Below are 416 nucleotides of genomic sequence, written 5' to 3' on the forward strand. Positions count from 1 at the left end.
AGGGTTTTCACAATCTGCGGCACCGTCTGCCCCTGGAAAATACGCAGGTTACGGTCGCGCTTCATCGGCCACAGGTCCGGCTCCACCGTCAGCTGGTACACCGCATAGCGGGTGCCCGTCAGCTCAACGGCACTGACCGCCACGCGGGTAATCTTGCCGTTAATATAGCGGGACGTCAGCAGGCTCTGCGTCGGGATGGTCACCGTGACCGGCTGGCCCAGCAGCTTACTGCGGTCGATGCGCGCGTCCGTGCCGAGCACGAGGCGGCTGATGAAGTCCAGGCTCGACTCCTGATACTGCACGCAGTAGTCCCACACCCGGTAGCTGCCGGTGAGTTTGTCCTCAACGTTAACCTGATGCTCACCGAGCAGGGTTTTCACAATCTGCGGCACCGTCTGCCCCTGGAAAATACGCAG

General features: G+C 61.5%; 1 protein-coding gene. It reads right to left on the reverse strand.

Features of this window, described 5'->3' with window-relative positions; translation table 11 throughout:
- Nucleotides 1-416: contractile injection system protein, VgrG/Pvc8 family (locus GXP72_RS22710; RefSeq protein WP_280115395.1), on the reverse strand; the 416-nt coding region annotated here is incomplete at its 3' end.

The sequence above is a fragment of the Enterobacter sp. SES19 genome, from assembly GCF_011765665.1.
GTDB classification, from domain to species: Bacteria; Pseudomonadota; Gammaproteobacteria; order Enterobacterales; family Enterobacteriaceae; genus Enterobacter; species Enterobacter pseudoroggenkampii.